At 39.4% G+C, this 1,149-nt stretch carries 1 protein-coding gene; it reads left to right on the forward strand.

Going from position 1 to position 1,149, the window contains the following annotated elements; all coding sequences use genetic code 11:
- The coding region (locus tag FTU98_RS13820; RefSeq protein ID WP_180051566.1) for a transposase at nucleotides 1–1,129 on the forward strand (1,129 nt) is incomplete at its 5' end.
- Between the last annotated feature and the right edge of the window lie 20 nt (nucleotides 1,130–1,149).

Genomic DNA, 1,149 nt, shown 5'->3' on the forward strand with positions numbered 1-1,149 from the left:
TGATAAAATCTCATTTAGACAATTAAATGAACCTATTCAAAAACTTGCTTGTGATCAGATTAAGACATCGCTGCATCGTTATGCTTTAGTTATTCATGATTGGTCACAAATCCAATATGTGACACATCGTAATAAAACTCAAAAACATCAAAGGACACATCAATACGACTCAGGCTATGAATTACAAACGAGCTTACTTGTTGATGCTGCTTCTGGACTTCCTGTTGCTCCATTAGCTCAAACCCTTTCTAGTGCTTCAGGTTGCTATTCGACATTCAATGAGCAACAGACCGAACGTAAAACTCATTTAGACTCCCTTTCTGAACAAATTCAAAAGGTTGAACAGTTTCCTCTTGATAAAACCTGCGTACATATTATTGATCGTGAAGGAGATTCCATTGCTCATCTCAGGGAATTAAGCAGCAATGGTTTTCAATGGCTTATTCGAGCAAAGGAAGGCAATCGGATTGAGCATCAGGGTGAAATATGTAAAGTTAGAGAAGTTGCTGAACGTATCGAAATACAGCAAGTGAAACCCATTTCTTATAAGGGTAATCAACATATGCTTTATGTTGGAGAAACCAATGTTCGGCTTACCCGTGCTGCAAAATCAAATAAAAAAGATTGTTTAGGTCAAAGAGTTGCTCCTCAGAAAGGTGCTGCAATTGAGGCTAGACTGATTATTGCGGTGGTTAAAGATATTAATGAAAAGACAGTTGCAAGATGGTCATTGATCAGCAATGTACCAACCGAGATTACCGCAGTGGAATTGACAACTTGGTATTACTGGCGTTGGTCAATCGAATGTTATTTCAAACTTCTCAAGCAAGCAGGTCATGATATTGAGTCATGGCTTCAGACTACCCCAGAAGCGATTTTAAGGCGTTTGCTGATCAGTTGTATGGCTTGTGTGTTGACGTGGAGAGTGCAGCGTTGTACAGATGAGCAAAATCAGAAAGTCCGTGCATTTTTGACTAGGCTTTCAGGTAGACAGCAGAAAAGAGGCAAGATAGAGAGTGCGCCTGCCATATTGGCAGGACTCTCGATTTTACTAAATACTCTTCAACTGCTCTCAGAATATTCAATAGATGAACTGAATGAAATCGCAACCATTGCACTAGGTACTTAAAGATGTGTAGATACCTATGC

Source organism: Acinetobacter sp. YH12211, from assembly GCF_013418015.1.
Lineage (GTDB): Bacteria > Pseudomonadota > Gammaproteobacteria > Pseudomonadales > Moraxellaceae > Acinetobacter > Acinetobacter towneri.